This is a genomic window from Pseudomonas frederiksbergensis (assembly GCF_035751725.1).
Taxonomy (GTDB): Bacteria; Pseudomonadota; Gammaproteobacteria; order Pseudomonadales; family Pseudomonadaceae; genus Aquipseudomonas; species Aquipseudomonas frederiksbergensis_A.
The window spans coordinates 5,228,123-5,245,518 of sequence record NZ_CP142104.1; the positions used below are offsets into that span (position 1 = coordinate 5,228,123).

Annotated in this window: 12 protein-coding genes and 1 pseudogene; 5 read left to right on the forward strand and 8 right to left on the reverse strand. The window is 63.5% G+C overall.

Annotated elements, in window-relative coordinates; all coding sequences use genetic code 11:
- Position 1 precedes the first annotated feature (1 nt).
- The 5 genes from VQ575_RS23470 to VQ575_RS23490 are packed head-to-tail and all read right to left on the reverse strand — an operon-like array spanning position 2 to position 9,366.
- Complete coding sequence (locus tag VQ575_RS23470; protein WP_325918513.1) at positions 2-1,621, reverse strand: DUF2300 domain-containing protein; 1,620 nt, start codon at positions 1,619-1,621, stop codon at positions 2-4.
- 1 nt (position 1,622) lies between these two features.
- Complete coding sequence (locus VQ575_RS23475) at positions 1,623-6,191, reverse strand: alpha-2-macroglobulin family protein (protein WP_325919907.1); 4,569 nt, start codon at positions 6,189-6,191, stop codon at positions 1,623-1,625.
- A complete protein-coding gene (locus VQ575_RS23480; protein ID WP_039594253.1) occupies positions 6,188-6,847 on the reverse strand; it encodes a DUF1175 domain-containing protein in 660 nt (219 codons plus the stop codon). The genes VQ575_RS23475 and VQ575_RS23480 overlap by 4 nt, the downstream gene beginning before the upstream one ends.
- Positions 6,832-8,541, reverse strand: a complete 1,710-nt coding sequence (locus VQ575_RS23485) for a DUF2138 domain-containing protein (RefSeq protein WP_325918515.1) — start codon at positions 8,539-8,541, stop codon at positions 6,832-6,834. The genes VQ575_RS23480 and VQ575_RS23485 overlap by 16 nt, the downstream gene beginning before the upstream one ends.
- A 36-nt stretch (positions 8,542-8,577) precedes the next feature.
- The gene (locus VQ575_RS23490; protein WP_039594255.1) at positions 8,578-9,366 is read right to left on the reverse strand and encodes a YfaP family protein; all 789 of its coding nucleotides are present in this window, start codon (positions 9,364-9,366) and stop codon (positions 8,578-8,580) included.
- Positions 9,367-9,620: 254 nt separating this feature from the next.
- On the opposite strand from VQ575_RS23490, the pseudogene VQ575_RS23495 reads away from it, so the two are divergent.
- The 5 genes and pseudogenes from VQ575_RS23495 to VQ575_RS23515 all read left to right on the forward strand — a co-directional run.
- Positions 9,621-10,237 (forward strand): annotated as a pseudogene (locus VQ575_RS23495) (Fic family protein); the annotation flags it as partial.
- 145 nt (positions 10,238-10,382) lie between these two features.
- On the forward strand, positions 10,383-10,625 hold the full coding sequence (locus tag VQ575_RS23500; RefSeq protein WP_039594256.1) for an exodeoxyribonuclease VII small subunit: 243 nt from the start codon (positions 10,383-10,385) through the stop codon (positions 10,623-10,625).
- Complete coding sequence (ispA, locus tag VQ575_RS23505; protein ID WP_039594257.1) at positions 10,622-11,509, forward strand: (2E,6E)-farnesyl diphosphate synthase; 888 nt, start codon at positions 10,622-10,624, stop codon at positions 11,507-11,509. Before VQ575_RS23500 ends, ispA begins: the two co-directional genes overlap by 4 nt.
- 113 nt (positions 11,510-11,622) lie before the next feature.
- The gene (gene dxs, locus VQ575_RS23510) at positions 11,623-13,521 is read left to right on the forward strand and encodes a 1-deoxy-D-xylulose-5-phosphate synthase (RefSeq protein WP_039594258.1); all 1,899 of its coding nucleotides are present in this window, start codon (positions 11,623-11,625) and stop codon (positions 13,519-13,521) included.
- 81 nt (positions 13,522-13,602) lie between these two features.
- A complete protein-coding gene (locus VQ575_RS23515; protein ID WP_325918516.1) occupies positions 13,603-15,483 on the forward strand; it encodes a TonB-dependent receptor domain-containing protein in 1,881 nt (626 codons plus the stop codon).
- A 39-nt stretch (positions 15,484-15,522) separates the two neighbouring features.
- On the opposite strand, the gene VQ575_RS23520 is transcribed toward VQ575_RS23515, so the two are convergent.
- Genes VQ575_RS23520 through ribA form a run of 3 tightly spaced genes read right to left on the reverse strand, consistent with a single transcriptional unit; the run spans position 15,523 to position 17,341 of the window.
- On the reverse strand, positions 15,523-16,308 hold the full coding sequence (locus tag VQ575_RS23520; RefSeq protein ID WP_325918518.1) for a cobalamin-binding protein: 786 nt from the start codon (positions 16,306-16,308) through the stop codon (positions 15,523-15,525).
- Entirely contained in the window at positions 16,308-16,727 is a 420-nt protein-coding gene (locus VQ575_RS23525) for a hypothetical protein (protein ID WP_039594261.1), read from the reverse strand. Before VQ575_RS23525 ends, VQ575_RS23520 begins: the two co-directional genes overlap by 1 nt.
- Positions 16,724-17,341, reverse strand: coding sequence for a GTP cyclohydrolase II (ribA, locus tag VQ575_RS23530; RefSeq protein WP_030140454.1), 618 nt, complete (start codon positions 17,339-17,341; stop codon positions 16,724-16,726). The genes VQ575_RS23525 and ribA overlap by 4 nt, the downstream gene beginning before the upstream one ends.
- Positions 17,342-17,396 lie beyond the last annotated feature (55 nt).

Below are 17,396 nucleotides of genomic sequence, written 5' to 3' on the forward strand. Positions count from 1 at the left end.
TCTATTCCAGCAAGAGGTGACGGGCGAGCCCTTCGATGTAGTTTTCGTCCTGGCCATTGGGGTGAGCTTCAAAGGCCAGGTGCAGATATTCATGGGTCAGGTCGAGGCGGTCTTGCAGCGACAGCACGCCGCGCACGTAGATGCGTTGGCGCTCGCGGTCGACATACGGCCGGCCGAAGGCGACGCGGCACACCGCGAAGGCACTGATTTCGATGTAGCCCACTTCGCTTTCCAGGCGTTGGCGCCAGCCACGTCGCTGCTTCAACAGCCAATCCTGCGCGGCGGGCAATGCTTCGCAGGAAGCCACGGGGTTGTCCCAACGACTGAGGCTGGCGCGCGGGTACGCATGCAGCAGGATCGCGTCGTAGCGTTGGCCGCTCTTGGCCTGCTCGACAGCCTGGGCCCAGGACAATTTGTCCGGACCGGGTTGATCGGAGTGGTAGGTGACATCGGTGCCAGCCAGGACCAGGTCGCTGGTCCACGCCGCGATGGCACGGTTTTCAGGCGCCGCCGGACGTGGCGCGACGCGTTGGCGATGACTGCTGTCGTCTATGCTCAGGCAATCGCCATTGCGCTGGGCGTTCTGCAGCAGGTAGGTGCGAATTGCCACCGCCAATGCCTTGGCCGCTTCGGCGGGTTCGGCCTTGGCTTCGCGCTGCAACACCCGGGCAACGTATTCCTCCCGGTCCAGTCGCGCCACCAGCTTGCCGGGCAACAGGAACAGTTCGCCGTCGCTGTGGATGTCCAGTTGGTTGCCGTTGGTGAATTCGACGCGGTAGTCCCCGCGCAGTTGACCCGGCGTGGCTGGGCGCTCGCCGGCCATCACTCGCTGCAACGGATAGCGGGCAAACAGGTCGACTTCCACGCAGCGCCCGGTTTCCGCCGGCCAGCGGGACGGCAGCGCCGTGGCCAGGCCATCGCCGTATTTCTTCAGGACCTGCTGGCTGGTGCCGCGCCCACCGGCCCACACCGGCGTACCATCGACCAACCAACCGGCAAAACCGCCCTGGCGCGACAAAGGTCCCTGATCACCCAGCCAGCTCCAGGTCTTGACCCGCAGGCGACTGCCCAACTGGCCGACCAAGCGGCCATCCGCCGCGCCAAGCACCACATCGAGCAGAACCCGTCGGGCCTGCTCCTGGGCCGGCAGCGTCGCCAACGCCTTGAGCAGCTCGGCCACCGGCACCTGCGTTTGCGGCTGCAAGGCCGGCAGGTCCGACAGCCATTTCGGCGCCTGACGCGCCTGCCAGTAATCCCGCCAGTTCGAGGCCGACAGCCCGAGCCGCTGCGGTTCGAAATACAGACCGCAGGACTTCACCAATGCCTGGTCGCGGCCAATGCTCTGCCCGGCGTTGCAGCAATAGACTTCTTCTTTCGACTCGCCGCGACATTCATAGACAGGTTCACGAGCATTGGTGTCCACCAGCCAGGCGTAGACAAACAGCTTCCACAGGCTGCCCAACGGTGCCTGCAAGGAATCGGGCAACGGCTGGCGATCCAGTACCTGGGTCTGGCTCACGCGCACCAGTTGACCGTCGAAAGCCAGGCGCAATGGCTCCTCCTGCGCTGTCGCCAGCGCAGGAATCAAGCACAACAACCACCAGCCCCAAGGCCTGCGCATGTCAGTTGACCGTCACCTGACCCAGCGCCGGTTTCTGTTCGCGCGCCTGGTTCTGTGGCGCGTAGACCTGAGTGAAACGCACCGGCGGCAAGGTGAACTGCCCCTTCTGGGAGAAGCGCACCAAGTGCCGCAGGCGCAGCTCGCCACTGAGGGCGTCCACGGGCACTGCGTAAGCCATCTGGCCCGGCTCGAAGCGCGCCTTTTCCAGAGACGTCGGCTCGCTGTCGGCCTTGCCCATCAATTGGATGCCCCACGTGGTGCGCTCCACATCGGCGCCCGGCGGCAACGGTACTTCGAGCATGCCGTAGCGCAGCGGCGTCGCGGCCTTGCTGTTGATGATCACCTCATCCAGGTAGAGAGCGTCGCTGGACAACGGCTTGTTGCCCACGGCTTCGAGCTTGAAGGTGAAGGCCTCGTCGCCCGGTACCAGGCGCGACAAGCGACGGGTAATGGACACGGCCATCGGCGCCGCGGGTGCTTGCTGGCTCTGGAAGCTCAGTGCCGCTTGCAACGGACGCTCTTGGGCGCCGGTCAGGGTCAGCTGCGTTGGAAGCTGCGCGCCCTGCCATTGCCAGTAGGTTTCACCGGTCGCACCTTGCTTGGCGGCCCAGCCTTCGCCCGGCGCCAGGGCCACGGCCGGCGCGGCCTGTTCGATGCTGCGTTGCAACCATGTCAGGGCCAGGGCGCGCTCCAAGGTGGACTGTTGCGGCAGCACACGTTCCAACAGAGCCGTGGCGCGGGCCTGATCGAAGCCCTGAAGCGACAGCAGCAAAGCCTCGACGAACGGCTGCGAGCTCAGCTCCAGTTGCTGTTGCGCGGCGTCGGCCTGGCGGCTGAAGGCCGTGGGCAACGGCACCTTCGCCTGCTTGGCGAGGGACGCCGTCAGCACGCGGGCGCTGGCCAGGCCAAGGGCCGAATCCGGCGCGTACATGACCAGGCTGTCTTCACCGCTGTCCAGCACGCTTTCGGTGCTGTCTTCACTGGCTTTCGCCAGATCATCCATCAGCCCGCCGAGCAAGGTATTGACCGGCAACTGCATCTGCTTGGCGAACGACAGGATCAACGCTCGCTGCAGCAGCGGCGTATCACCGGCCTGCTTGGCGTAGACCTCCAACACCCGCTGCCAATGTTCCGGCGGCAGGTTCAGGTCCAGGGCCTTGCTGGCGTGCCAGTCGGCGTAATAGGCGTAGGCGGTGAGGAACGCGTCAGGCTCACCGTCCTGGCCCCACCAGGTGAAACTCGCCGAAGGCCCGGCCATTTGAACCAGGCGCAAGCGGCTGTTTTGCATGATCAACCGCAAGCGATCGCGGATCTGCGGGTTCGACGCCAGGGTCGGATACGCGATGCTCAACGGCAGCAAGCGGCTGGCGGTCTGCTCGACGCCGCCATAGGGATAGCTCAGCAACTCATCCAGGGCCGAACGGAACAGCGCTTGCGGGCTGTCATCCAGGCGCAGGCGGATATCGCTGGCGTCCGCCGGCAGGTTCAGCGGCGTGTCGCCGCTGACCACGTCGAGGCGCTGGCTCTGGGTGACTTGCCAACCGTTGCCGCTGGCATTGAGGTGCAGGGCCAGGCTGTCCTGGGTTTCACCGTTCAGTTGCAATTGGACGCTCAAGTCGCCGCTGCTCAGTTCCAGCGCCGGCAACGCCACGTAGTTGATGCCATTTTTCAACTCCGCCACCACACGCTGTTCAGCGCCGGCGTAGCGGATCAGCAACTCGGCTTTCAACGGCTTCTCGGATTGGCTGAAAGCGAACAGGCCCAGTTGCGGCTTGTCGCCCATGCGGAAGCGAGTCGGGCCGCTCCACTTCAGGTACAGCGGTTTCTCCGAGGCGATGAATTGCTTCTTCTGGCCCACTTGGCCGTCGTCCGCAATCGCTTTCGCGGTGATGCGCCAGCGTGTCAGCGAGTCCGGCATCTTGAAGGTAAAGCGCGCCTTGCCGCTGGCGTCGGTCACCAGCTCCGGCTGCCAGGCGGCCGTGTCGACGTCTTCACGACGCGGCCGCTCCAGCACCTTCACCCCGCGCTCGCTGCGGTTGGCCTTGCCCGGTGCGCCGGGGCTGCCCGGCAACGCCACGTCGTAGCTGATGAACGACAGGCTGGCGCTGGTGCGCACGTTGTTACGGCGCGGGTGGTAGAAGAACTGATCGATGGTCGGCGCGACTTCCGGTTGCAGCGCGTAGACCATTTCATCGACGACGCTGACCGTCAGGTGCGCCGGGATCGCCTTGCCGGAGAACTGGGTACTCAGGTCGACGGTCACCGTGTCGCCAGGACGATAGGTGGCTTTGTCGGTGGTGATCGCTACGTCGATCTGCGGCGCAACGACCTTGATGCCGGCGTTCTGGAAGCTGTATTGGCCGCCCTTGGTGTACAGCACGGAGAAGGTCAGGTTCGGCGCGAAGTTATCCTTCACGGCGATGCGTGCGCGGTACTGGGTATCGCTGAGCTTCTCCATTTTCAGCCAGTCAGCGCCTTTGGAGAGCATCGCCGTGGCCTCGACCTTGTCCCGCTCCAGGGACAACAGTGCATCGTTGACCGGTTCCGGGAAGGTGATCAATGCCAAGGCTTCGTCACCGGTCTTGTATTCGGTTTTATCGAGGACGATTTCGACCGTGCCCGGAACAGCCTTGATGCCTTCGCCCGTCACTGCGTGGCTCGCCGCGCCGATGACCCGGCCATGATCGTCCTTGAGCGTCAGGTTGTAGGTGCCGGGACGGTCGAAGGTCAGGCTGAAGCCATTGTCCTTGGCGGCGAGCTTGCCTTCGCCGGTGGTCTGATCTTCCAGGCGCACCCAGGCATAGCTGCCCGGCGTCACGGCTTTGCTTTGTTCGTTGCCGCCTTCGTTGGCGTAGCTGAACGCGACTTTCTCACCCGCTGCGCTGAAACGTCGAGGTGCGCCCAGGCGGAAATTCGCCGCGCCGCGGTCGATGAGGATTTCCTTGGTGGTCTTGACCCGGTACGCCGCGCCATCGCTGGCGAACACGGTGAGGGTGTAGCGGCTCGGCTTGTCGGCGGCCGGCAGATCGAGCGTGGCGTTGCCCTTGTCATCGGTGGTCACTTCGCTGCTGGTCAGCTCCACCGGGAATTGCCCGAGGTATTGCAGCTCGTTATCGACCATCGACAGTTGCTGGGCCCGCAGGCTCAGGCTGACCTTGGCGTTCACCACCGGCTTGCCGTCCGGGTAGAGCAGCACCAGGTTGCCCTTGACCGGCTCGCCGGTGCGGTAATCCTGCTTGGCCAGGTTCAGCGCGATCTCGAAGTGCGGCTTGATGTATTCGGCGACGCGGAAGGCGCTGCTGTAGAGCTGGTCCTTGTAGCGCAAGCGCAGCTCATAGCCACCGGCCACGGCATTTTCCGGCAGTTGGAAACGGCCTTGTGTACCAGCCTTGGAATCGAGCTTCAGGGCCAGGGTTTGCAGCGCCGTGCCGGTGGCGTCGAGCACGCTGACGTTGACGTCGGCGGCGGTCGGTTGCACCGAATCGCGGGCGTTCTTGAACTCACGACCGACGATTTTCAACGACACCCAATCCCCCGGCCGATACAGCGGGCGATCGGTGAAGGCATAGAGCTTGGTGTCGTAGATTTCGCTGTCGTAATAGAAGTTCTCGGAGACGAATACCCCGCCCTCCTCGTCTTCACCAATGACGAACGAACGCTCCGGGCTGACGTGCTTGAGGCGCAGCAAGCCGTCTTCGTCGGTGGCACCGCTGTTCATCACGCCCAGGCCGTCGGTCCACAACACGTTGACCTTGGGCACCGAACGCCCTTCATGCTTGCGCGCGGCCCAGACCAGCAATTCGTCACCGGCAATCTTGCTCACGGCCACGGTGTTGGAGACGAAGACCATGGTGGTCGCGCGGTACTTGCCGATCAGCGCTTCCACCAGGTACAGCCCTGGCTTCAACTGGCCCAGCGGCACATAGACGTTGCCCGGCGCGACGCTGACGAACTGACTGGACGAACCGGCCAGGTTGACCCCGGCTGGCGGCTGGATCGGCTTGGCCTGCCACAACGGATAGCGGAACTGACTCACCACCGGCAGGCCCGGGATCAACGCGAATTGCGCCGGTGCGTCGTACGGCGTCGGCGCAACCAGGGCGTTGCCGATCTTCAGCTCCGGCACTTCCTCGGTGACCTGCTGGCGCGACTCGTAGGAGAACGCCCGCTGCATCACTCGACGGGACTTGCGGTACCAGTTGTCCCACAGGTACGCGAGGGTGTTGGACAAGCCTTCACCCTTGAACTGGCCATCGCTGACCACGCGATGCAGGTTCTTCTGGCGCTTGAGGAACTCCAGCGGTTTTTCGATGCGATAGACGCGGATATCGGCACCGCCGTAGGGCTCCATCCGGAACCGACGGTAATCGCGACCCGGGGCTTCAAGGCGGACCATGGCCTGCTCGTCGCTGGCAAAGCTGCTGTCGGCCAGCAGGAAAAAGCTTTCACCGGACACCGGCGTGTAGCCGCTGGCCTCCACCGTGTCTTCAGCATTCACCAGGGGCGCCAGCAACAAAGCGAACAGCAGGGGCAGTTTCGAACACAAGCGCAGCATGCGGGCACCGGTCATTGGGTGAGAAAGTTGAGTCGATAGACGCCGATGAAGTTGGGGTTGGCTGCGTCGGGTATCCATCGGGTGTCCTTCCAGTTCATGAGTTGTTGCAGGCTTGCGGAGCGCATGCCGTTGTCGGTTGGGGTGGTGGTGCCGGTGTGATAAGCGATGTAGCGGCCCATCCAGATCATCAGATGCTGGTCATCGCCCTGATCGAAGAACATCAGGTCGCCGGGGCGGGCCTGGGTGACATCCCGGCCCACCAGGCGGCTGTTGAACTGGATCAGCTTGATCGCGTTGACGTAGGGGCCGACCTTGCCGCCGCCCTGTTGCCATTGCTGGGCAAGGCGTCGTTGCTCATCGCTCAGCGGCAGTTCCGGCGGCAGGTAGCGATTGGACAGGCCATTGCTGCGCAACCATTTTTCGTCATGGACCTTCAGCGCTTCATTGGCCGCGAAACGCACAAGGCCGGCACAGTCCTGCTGGTACCAGCGCGGGCTCGGGCCTTTGGTCAGTTGTTCCTGGGCAATGCGCACGAACCAGGCGCGAAAGACCTGGGATTGCTGTGCATCCAGCGCCGGCGCCTCGACGGCAAGCGCCGGCCCGACGAGCAGCAGCGCCAGCAGCAACCCACACGCGCGCTTGCCGATCAGTCCTGTCACAGCGCTTTCCATTCCAGCGGCAGCCACTGCCAGTGGCCGTCCGGCTCGCTGCCTTCAGGCAATGTCAGGGCGTACTTGCCGTAGCCGCCGAGGGTGCGCAGCTTGGGGATCAGGTAGGTTTGCGCGGCGTTGTAGAACACCGGCTCCATGTCCTGGGGCAGGCTGTCGAGGGTTTCGCGCTGCATCAGTTGCGCCATGGAGTCCGGGCCGAAGTAGACCGGCATCAGCAGGTCCTTGGGCACCACGTCGGCCATGGGCGGGAAACGTTTGTCGAGCGTGCCGAGGGCCTTGTCCACCAACTTGTCGTCGAGGGAGAACAGCAAGGTGGAACCGTGGCGCGCCAGGCTGACGCGCATGAACGCCTTGCCGGTGATCGCCTCGGGTTGCTCGGCTTCCTTGGCCGGATACGCACCGAAGTTGGAGCTGACCTGGCGTTGCCACTGGTGCATCGACCCTTCTTGCTTCTCCACTACCGGGAAGGCGTGTTCGGCAACGTTGTTTTCATAGGCGCCGACCATCGAACCGAACAGGTTGCCCAGGTCGGCGTCGAGCTTGCCGTCGTCTTCGTTCAGGCTCGCTACCAACAGCGGCGTATACAGCCGCGAATCAGCGTACCAGCACAGGCCCGCCGCGCCCGCCACATGATCGACCATGGCCTGGGCGGCTTTTTCCTCGGCGCCGAGTTTCACCAGCAACGGTTTCTGCTGTTCAGCGGCCAGGGGCAACGCTACGCAGGCGCTGGCGCCCATGGGCATGGCTTGCCAGATGGGCTTGAAGTCGAAGTCAGGCTGGTTTTCCACTTCGTCCATGGCCAGGAAGCTGTGCCAGCCCTTGTCATCCATGTCGAAGCGCAAGCCGGCGAAGTTCGGGATGAACCGCTGGTAACCCATGGCAAGCACGCTGGCGTTGACCGAGATGCGTTGCTTGACCTCTGGCGCCTTGGCCGTCAGGCCGAACGCTTCGGGGAACAGCTTTTCCCCGGCCAGCAGCGCCTCCAGGGCCTGGGTCGAGACCATGCCACGTTCGTCGGTAGGGCCATGGCCTGGGTCGTAGAGCTTGGTCGGGTTGGACAGCACGACCAGCTTGTCGCCATGGGAGGCGAAAACCAGGGATTTGCTGGCGTTATAGCTGAGCTGGTAGAGCGCAACTTCATCGCCGCTCACCTTCAAGTCACCCAGCTTGCTCAACTGGGTGTCATCCAGCGCGACTTTCGCCAGCGGCTCCAGCACCTTTGCCAACCCGCCGCGATCCATCACCAGCAAAAAATCCTTGAGACGGCCGTCCGCCCCGCGCCACAACGCCACGTCCGCCGGCTGGTCGAAAAGTTGCTCGATCAGGCTGTCCTGCAGCTTGAGATCATGCTCGTAGATGATCCGGCGCAGGCTGCCGATCAAGCCCAGGCGGTCGGCATGGGCTTCGTAATAGAAAACGAAGTCTTCGGTGAGCGTGGCCTTGAGGAACGGCACCGCCAACAGATCCTTCGGCAACTGGCTCAGGGAATGGGCCTCGATCAAGCCGTCGGGACGACTCACGCCGAGTTTTTCCAACGCCAGCGCCATGGGCGGCGCCTTGGGCTTGGTCATGAACCAGCCCAACCCGCCGGCCGCCCCGGCCACCAGGCACAGCCCGAGCAGAATCACCGGCCAGCGGCGTGCAGGTTTGGCGACAGGTGTCGGCGTGGTCGGGGAAGCAGTGTTGTCGCTCATATTCACAAGGGCCTATTCATCCGTGGAGCGGAGTACTTAATAGTTGAACGTCTTGACCAGCAACAGATCGCCAATGGCGCGCAGGGGCACGACAAAGGTCTCGCGTTTTTCATCGACTGTGTTTTCGTTGAGCACCAGGTTGATCTGCGAGGTGATCACCTCGTTCTGGTTGCTGGTTTCATCGAAGTTGTAGCCGCCGCTGCCGTAGTTGCCCCAATAATTCACGTAGACCAGGTAGGTGCCATGCATCGGCGCGGTCATGGTGAACATCTCGGGGCCGGGACCATCGACGCCGTCCGGGTCGAGGCCACCGCCGTTACTCAGGGCAGGCTGGCCGAAAAAGGCATGTTGGCCGTCGGGTGTGACGATATGCAGGTCAAGTTCGGCCTTGGGGTCGTCCCAGCCCAGCACCACGCGGATCTGAGCCGGGGTGCGCAGGTTGTTGGCTTCGTAGAATTGCACGCGCTTGAGGGATTGGCCTTCGGAGCTGCGCACCTCGACGCTGTTGGAGCCGGCGCCAAATGCATACGGCCGGGCGAAACGCCCCTCGTCATCGGTGTAGAGATTCAGCGGATTGCCGTTGACCGCCAGGCTGTGGGGCTGGCGCGCCGTGCCCATGGCCTTGAGCCGGCCTTCGATCATGGTGCGGTTGCGCTGGATGCCGCGATCGATGGGCGGCGTCGGGTAGGCGACCTGGGGGTTTTCCGTGCGATCGAGCAAGCCGTGGTAACGCCAGCCGCCGACCGGCTCCGACATTTCAGCGGAAGGCCCGGCCCACGCCTGCGGCGCGCCGAGCAACACGATCAATAAAGAAAGAAAACGCACGTATGCCTCCTGCCATGCACGACGCAACCCGGCGCTGATCCTCAGCGCGCTTGTCATTATTCAGGTTTCGTCTGAAGGCCCCGTCGCAAGGGGGCCGTAGATGGCGCGAAGAGTATCGATTTGACGGTTTTTTCACAATCGGGCAACGCGCGATTCTGTGTGGGAAATCACGTACTGAGGGGGGCGTGAGCCGAATAGAGGATTTATTCGGCTCACGAAATGAGCCGAATAGCGCTATTATTCGGCTCATTCGTCTTGAAGAGCAGTTGCAGCGGTTTGTCGACTGGTTCGAGGCGAGCCGTCATCAGACCGACCTCGACCCGTTGTTGCGAGCCGGCATCACTCATTTCTGGTTTGTCACCCTGCACCCATTCGACGATGGCAATGGTCGCCTGACCCGCACCCTGACCGACCTGGCACTGGCCCAGGGCGAGGCCCAGGCGATCCGCTTCTACGCCATGTCCGTAAGCATCCTGGATGACCGCGCCGGTTATTACCGAATCCTTGAAAACAGCCAGAAGGCCACGCTGGATATCACCGCCTGGCTGACCTGGTTTCTGCAAACGCTGTTGCGCAGCCTGCATACAGCGATGGCGCAAATCGAAAGCGTGCTGGGCAGACACGGTTCTGGCAGGCCCATCGCGCCTCAGCTTTCACCCCTGAACAGACCAAAGTGCTTAACCGGCTACTCGATGGAGGTGAAAAAGGGTTCGAACAGGGGATCAGTGCCGCTCAATACCAGGCCGTGGCCAAGGTCTCAAAGGCGACGGCAACGCGACACCTGGCGGAGTTGCTGGAAAAAGGCTGCCTGGCGCGGATGCCCGGTGGCGGACGCAGTACCCGTTACAGAATCAACTATCCCGCTGATTGAGATCATCTGTGGCGAGGGGATTTTCCCCTTGCCACAGGTTCCGACATCCTTGCTGATCGGGGTGACGCCCGGCGGTCCTGATTTGCCCGAACACCCCATGTCTGCTAGTGTCGCGCCGGTTTAACAGTCAACCGGAATAGCCGCCATGGCCCGCAAAAAAGCTGCAATGGATTTCGAACAATCTCTGGCCGACCTGCAAACGCTGGTCGAGCGCCTGGAGAACGGCGAATTGTCGCTGGAAGACTCGCTGACCGCCTTCGAGCAGGGTATCGGCTTGACTCGCGACTGCCAGGCAGCGCTGGCCCAGGCCGAACAGAAGGTGCAGTTGTTGCTCGAACGCGACGGCGAGCTGACCGAAGAGCCTTTCGATGCGGAACAGCCTGAATGATCGGCGCGTATCAGGCCAGCAGCCAGGCCCGGGTCAATGCTGCCCTGGATACCTTGTTCAGCGCCCCGGGCCCGGAACTGGCGCGCCTGTACGAAGCCATGCGCTACAGCGTGATGAACGGCGGCAAACGCGTGCGCCCGCTGCTGGCCTATGCCGCGTGCGAAGCCTTGGGCGGCCAGGCCGAACAGGCCAACGGCGCAGCCTGCGCGGTGGAGCTGATCCATGCTTACTCTTTGGTGCATGACGATCTGCCGGCCATGGATGACGACGACCTGCGTCGCGGCCAGCCAACGACCCACAAGAAATTCGACGAAGCCTGCGCGATCCTGGCCGGCGACGGCTTGCAGAGCCTGGCTTTCAGCGCCCTGCTGGACCCGGCCCTGAGCGATTGCCCGGCACAGGTTCGCCTGGATATGGTCAACGCCCTGGCATTGGCGGCAGGCCCGGCCGGAATGGTCGGCGGCCAGGCCATCGACCTCGGCTCGGTGGGTTTGAAGCTTGATCAGGATGCGCTGGAATACATGCACCGGCACAAGACCGGCGCCTTGATCGAAGCCAGCGTCCGGCTCGGCGCCCTGGCCAGCGGCCGGGCCACGCCCGCACAACTGCAAGCCTTGCAGACCTATGCCCGGGCCATCGGCCTGGCATTCCAGGTGCAGGACGACATCCTCGACGTCGAAAGCGATACCCAGACCCTGGGCAAGCGCCAGGGCGCCGACGTCGCCCGCGACAAGCCGACCTATCCGGCCCTGCTGGGTCTTGACGCCGCCAAGGCCTACGCCCTGGAATTGCGCGACCAGGCGCTGGACGCGCTGCGACCGTTTGACGCGGCAGCCGAGCCGTTGCGCGACCTGGCGCGGTATATCGTCGAACGACGCAGTTGATACACGGTCAACCCCATTTAAGTGCGTATCGGCCAACTTCCGGCCGACGCGTGGGCAGCTTGCGATGCATAAGGTAAACTGCCGCCTCTTTTATACCTATAACGATTCGCCTGATGCCCACGACGTTCCAAGAGATTCCCCGCACACGCCCGGCCACGCCCCTGCTGGACCGCGCCAACACGCCGGACGGCCTGCGTCGCCTGGGTGAAGCCGAGCTGGAGACCCTGGCCGATGAGTTGCGCCTGGAACTGCTCTACACGGTCGGCCAGACCGGTGGGCATTTCGGCGCGGGCCTGGGCGTCATCGAGCTGACCATCGCGCTGCATTATGTGTTCGACACCCCTGACGACCGGCTGGTGTGGGACGTCGGCCACCAGGCGTATCCGCATAAAATCCTCACCGGTCGTCGCGACCGCATGGGCACGTTGCGCCAGAAGGACGGCATCGCTGCCTTCCCGCGCCGCTCCGAGAGTGAATACGACACCTTTGGCGTCGGCCACTCCAGCACCTCCATCAGCGCCGCCCTGGGCATGGCGATTGCCGCCCGGCTGCAAAACAGCGAGCGCAAGGCGATTGCCGTGATCGGCGACGGTGCACTGACCGCTGGCATGGCCTTCGAGGCGCTCAATCACGCGCCGGAAGTCGATGCCAACATGCTGGTGATCCTCAACGACAACGACATGTCGATCTCGCGCAACGTTGGCGGGCTGTCCAACTATCTGGCGAAGATCCTTTCCAGCCGCACCTACGCCAGCATGCGCGAAGGCAGCAAGAAAGTGCTGTCGCGCTTGCCCGGCGCCTGGGAAATCGCCCGCCGCACCGAAGAATATGCCAAGGGCATGCTGGTCCCCGGCACGCTGTTCGAGGAATTGGGCTGGAACTACATCGGCCCCATCGACGGCCATGACCTGCCCACGCTGATCGCCACCCTGCGCAACATGCGCGACCTCAAGGGCCCGCAGTTCCTGCACGTGGTCACCAAGAAAGGCAAAGGCTTCGCCCCGGCGGAAGTCGACCCGATCGGCTACCACGCCATCACCAAGCTCGAACCCCTGGACGCCCCGGCCGCCGCGCCGAAAAAGGCCGGCGGGCCGAAGTATTCCGGCGTGTTCGGCCAATGGCTGTGCGACATGGCCGCCGCCGACCCGCGCCTGGTGGGCATCACCCCGGCGATGAAGGAAGGCTCGGACCTGGTGGCGTTCAGTGAACGCTATCCGCAGCGCTATTTCGACGTGGCGATTGCCGAACAACATGCCGTGACGCTTGCGGCCGGCATGGCCTGCGAAGGCGCCAAGCCCGTGGTGGCGATCTATTCGACGTTCCTGCAACGCGCCTACGACCAATTGATTCATGACGTGGCGGTGCAGAACCTCGATGTGCTGTTCGCCATCGACCGTGCCGGCCTGGTGGGCGAAGACGGCCCGACCCACGCCGGCAGCTTCGATTTGTCTTACCTGCGTTGCATTCCCGGCATGCTGGTGATGACGCCAAGCGATGAAAACGAACTGCGCAAGATGCTCACCACCGGCCACCTGTTCGATGGTCCGGCGGCGGTGCGCTACCCGCGCGGCACCGGCCCGAACGCGACGATCGAGGCTGGCCTCGAACCCATCGAGATCGGCAAGGGCGTGATCCGCCGCCAAGGCAAGCAAACCGCCTTGCTGGTGTTCGGCGTGCAACTGGCCGAAGCCCTGAAAGTCGCCGAGAAACTCGATGCCACCGTGGTCGACATGCGCTTCGTCAAACCCCTGGACGAAGCCCTGGTACGCGAGATCGCCGGCAGCCATGAGCTGCTGGTGACCGTCGAAGAAAACGCCATCATGGGCGGTGCCGGCGCAGCGGTCAGCGAATTCCTGGCGCGGGAGAACATCCTCAGGTCAGTGCTGCACCTTGGGCTGCCGGATATCTACGTCGAACACGCCAAGCCAGCGCAGATGCTGGCCGAATGCGGGCTGGACGAAGTGGGGATCGAAGCGGCGGTGCGGCTGCGGTTGCAGCTGTTGGGCCTGTAAGTCCAGCCAACGCTAGCCCCTGTGGGAGCGAGCTTTCTCGTTCCCACAGGGGCCTTGTGCATATCTGATATCCGGAACCCCATGAAACGCCGCCTCGCCCTCACCCTCGCCCTGCTCCCTGTCCCCGACCTGCTGGCCGACACCTTCGAACGCGACCAGGCCCTGAAGCTGCCCGACATCCTGATCAGCGCGAACCGCCAGGTCGAGGCCCGCAACGACAGCAGCGCCGCCAATACAATCTTTACCCGCGACGACATCGACCGCCTGCAACCGGCCAGTGTCACCGACCTGCTCAGCCGCGTGCCGGGCGTGCAAGTGGCACCGCTCGGAGGGCGTGGCAGCCTGCCGGGGATCTACATCCGCGGCACCAAATCGGCCCAGAGCCTGGTGCTGGTGGACGGCCAGCGCATCGGCAACGCCACCTCCGGCGACAGCAACCTGCAACGCCTGAATATCAACCAGATCGAGCGCGTGGAAGTGCTGCGTGGCTCGCGCTCGGTGATCTACGGCGCCGATGCGGTGGGCGGTGTGATCCAGATATTCACGCGACGCGGCAACGATCAAGGCCTGCAACCGCGCCTGCACCTGGGCGCCGGCAGCCACCAGGCCTGGGAGCGCAGCGTGGGCCTGTCCGGAGGCGACGAACAAACCCGTTTCAACCTGGGCGCCAGCCTGGACGAAACCGAGGGCACCAACCGGACCCATGAGTCTTACGCCAGCGATCGAGACGACGACGCCAACCGCAACCAGTCCTTCAGCCTGAGCTTGAGCCACGCCGCCAGCGACGACCTGGAAGTCGGCCTCAACCTGCTGGATAACCGTGGCAAAAGTGAATACGACAACCCGTTCGGCCGCTTCGATCCCAACACCTTCGAATCCTTGCCCCAGCAACCCTATAGCGAATTCGCCGTGAGCAGCTTCAGCAGCTATGTAGACGGGCGGGTCAACGAGGCCTGGAAGTCCCGCCTCGAACTGAGCCACAGCGAGAACCGCGAGAAAACCTTCGACAAGCTCAGTGAAGTTCGCGAAGTCTTCAACACTTACCGTGATTCGGTGACCTGGCAGAACGATGTGACGCTGGACGAGCGCAACAGCCTGGTCCTGGGCGGCGACTGGTATGAGGATCGGGTCAACAGCAGCACACCCTTCGACGAAGACAGCCGCTGGAACCGCGCGGCGTTTGTCCAACATCGTTTCCAGGCCGATACCTTTTCGACAGAGCTGGGCCTGCGCCGCGACCAGAACCAGCAGTTTGGTGGCCAGAACAGTTGGAGCGGCACCCTGACCCTGCCGGTCAACCCGGACAACGATGTGTTGCTGACCTACAGCGAAAGCTTCCGCGCGCCCACATTCAACGACCTGTACTACCCGGACTACAGCAACCCGGGCCTGAAACCCGAAACGGCCAAGAGCTACGAACTGCAATGGCGCAGCCAACTGAGCGACAGCGCGCGTCTGGAGGCTTCCCTCTACCGCACGGACCTGGAAGACGCGATCATCTTCGGCAGCAACTCTCGTCCGCAGAACGTTGCGTCGGCGAGGATCAACGGCTTTGAGACGACCCTGCGACAGGAATTGTTCGGTTGGCAGGGCAACCTGGGCCTGGCCATCATCGATCCACGCGACCGCGACAGCGGCCACACCCTGGCCCGCCGCGCCCGCCGCACGTTGAGCCTGGACCTGGACCGACAATTCGATCGCCTGGGCCTCGGTGCCACCTGGCAAGCGGCGAGCAGCAGCTATGACGATGAGAACAACCGCAATGCGTTGGGCGGCTATGCCCTGTTCGGGTTGCGTGGCAGCTGGGCGCCAAGCCGGGAAGTGAAGCTGGAGATGAAGGTGGATAACCTGTTGGACAAGAGCTATAGCCGGGCGCTGTATAGCCATGACGGTGGGCAGTATGGGTATCGGGAAGAAGGTCGGGCCTGGTTGTTTGGGGTGACTTGGACGCCCTCTCTCTAATCCACACCTCGTAGTGCTCGCGAAGGAGGCACCGCGGTTTTACCTGTCCGGTGCGATCAACCCGCACAACCGCGCCGTCGCCTCGATCATCTGCCCGCTCGGCCGCTCCAGCCCTTTGTCATCGACCCGCAAAAGTCGCCCCTGCGCCACCGGCCAGGCTTTCCAGGCGTCGAGCTGTGCCTGATCCGTGGCCAGGATCATCTGCGGTTGACGCTGTAACACCGACTCCACACTCACCTGCGGCGCCGGTACGCTCAGGTCAGCAAACACATTGCGCGCGCCGCATACCGCCAGGGCGTCACTGATGATCTGCCTGCCGCCGACGGTATACAGCGGTCGATCCCAGACCTGATAGAACACCGGCACTGGCGTCTCCCTCCTATAGCGTTGGCGCAGTGCCTCAAGGCGCAGGCGCAACTGCGCCGCGCGTTGCACGCCCCGCTCCGGGCGGCCGAGTTGGGTGGCGATGTCCTGAATTTGCGTGATGAGCTGATCGAGGCCGTGAGGCTCGGCGACGTAGATCGGGATGCCGAGTGCCTTGAGCTGCTCACGCTGGGCCGGTCCGATACTGCCGGGCCAGAGCAGGAGCAGATCGGGTTTCAGGCTCAACAGGCGCTCGATATCCAATTGGCCGTAACGGCCAACGGAAGGCAGGTTTTTGAGGATCGGCGGACGCTCACCGCCATCCAACACGCCCACCAGCAAATCAGCGGAGTCCAGTTCAACGACGATTTCAGAGAGCGAGGGCGCCAGGCTGACGACGCGGGAAGCGGCCACCGTCGAGGCGCTGGCGGCCAGCAAGAGGACCGCCAGCCAGAAACGCATCAACCGAGCTGACGCGGAATGCGATAAAGGTAGAACAGCACGGCGGTGGATAACGCCAGCAGCACCAGCGGCACCGCCTCAAGGCCGACGAACACCGCCAACGCGCCAATCCAGGCCGGCAGGCCGGCCACCAGGAAGGCGGCGCGGCGCCGCGCCGCCAAGGTGATCCACGCCTGGGGTTCTTCAGGTGTATCGAGGGATTTTTGCGTGGCGATCAGGGCGTTTTTATAGCCGCCGAAAAACCGCAGGCTGACAAACATCGACGCCATGCCGGCGATAAACAACGGCATCGCCAGCACCGGCAGGATCGCCTCGCCCTGGCCAAACACGGCGTTGATCACGAACAGCGGCAGCAAGGCCAGCGCAAGGTACTGCCACCAACTGACGGCCAACCGCCGCCGGACCTGGCCGCGCGTCACGCCCGGTCGACCTCGCCCTGGTGCTCGTTGCCCATCATGTGATCGAGCTTGCTGGCCTTGGTTGCCAGGTAGAGCTTGTTGTGGGGATTATGGCCGGTATGAAGCGGCACGCGCTCGGCCACCACGATGCCCATGTCGGTCAGCGCCTTGACCTTGCGCGGGTTGTTGGTCATCAGCCGCAAGGACTTGATACCCAGGTGCTCCAGCATTGGCAGGCAGATGCTGTAGTCGCGCAAGTCGGCGGCGAATCCAAGACGTTCGTTGGCTTCCACGGTGTCGGCACCGCCGTCTTGCAGTTCGTAGGCGCGGATCTTGTTCAACAGGCCAATGCCACGCCCTTCCTGGCGCAGGTACAGCAGCACGCCGCGACCTTCCCGGGCAATGGCTTGCAACGCGGCTTCCAGTTGCGAGCCGCAATCGCAGCGCTGGCTGAACAAGGCATCGCCCGTCAGGCATTCGGAATGCAGGCGACCAAGTACCGGAGCGCCATCGGCGAAATCACCCAGGCTCAGCACGACGTGCTCGCGACCGGTGGCTTCATCGAGAAAACCATGCATGGTGAATTGCGCAAAGGGCGTTGGCAGCTTGGAAGCGGCAACAAAAACGACAGGCACCGGTGTGCTCCTGATCTAGTACTGGAGATTCGCAGAGGCGGGCATTGTAACAGCA

Bases quoted from the DNA above. Each gene is read 5' to 3' on its own strand.
- VQ575_RS23470 (WP_325918513.1), bottom strand. From the start codon at position 1,621: ATGCGCAGGCCTTGGGGCTGGTGGTTGTTGTGCTTGATTCCTGCGCTG.
- VQ575_RS23480 (WP_039594253.1), bottom strand. From the start codon at position 6,847: ATGGAAAGCGCTGTGACAGGACTGATCGGCAAGCGCGCGTGTGGGTTG.
- VQ575_RS23475 (WP_325919907.1), bottom strand. From the start codon at position 6,191: ATGACCGGTGCCCGCATGCTGCGCTTGTGTTCGAAACTGCCCCTGCTG.
- VQ575_RS23485 (WP_325918515.1), bottom strand. From the start codon at position 8,541: ATGAGCGACAACACTGCTTCCCCGACCACGCCGACACCTGTCGCCAAA.
- VQ575_RS23515 (WP_325918516.1), top strand. From the start codon at position 13,603: ATGAAACGCCGCCTCGCCCTCACCCTCGCCCTGCTCCCTGTCCCCGAC.
- VQ575_RS23500 (WP_039594256.1), top strand. From the start codon at position 10,383: ATGGCCCGCAAAAAAGCTGCAATGGATTTCGAACAATCTCTGGCCGAC.
- ispA (WP_039594257.1), top strand. From the start codon at position 10,622: ATGATCGGCGCGTATCAGGCCAGCAGCCAGGCCCGGGTCAATGCTGCC.
- dxs (WP_039594258.1), top strand. From the start codon at position 11,623: ATGCCCACGACGTTCCAAGAGATTCCCCGCACACGCCCGGCCACGCCC.
- VQ575_RS23520 (WP_325918518.1), bottom strand. From the start codon at position 16,308: ATGCGTTTCTGGCTGGCGGTCCTCTTGCTGGCCGCCAGCGCCTCGACG.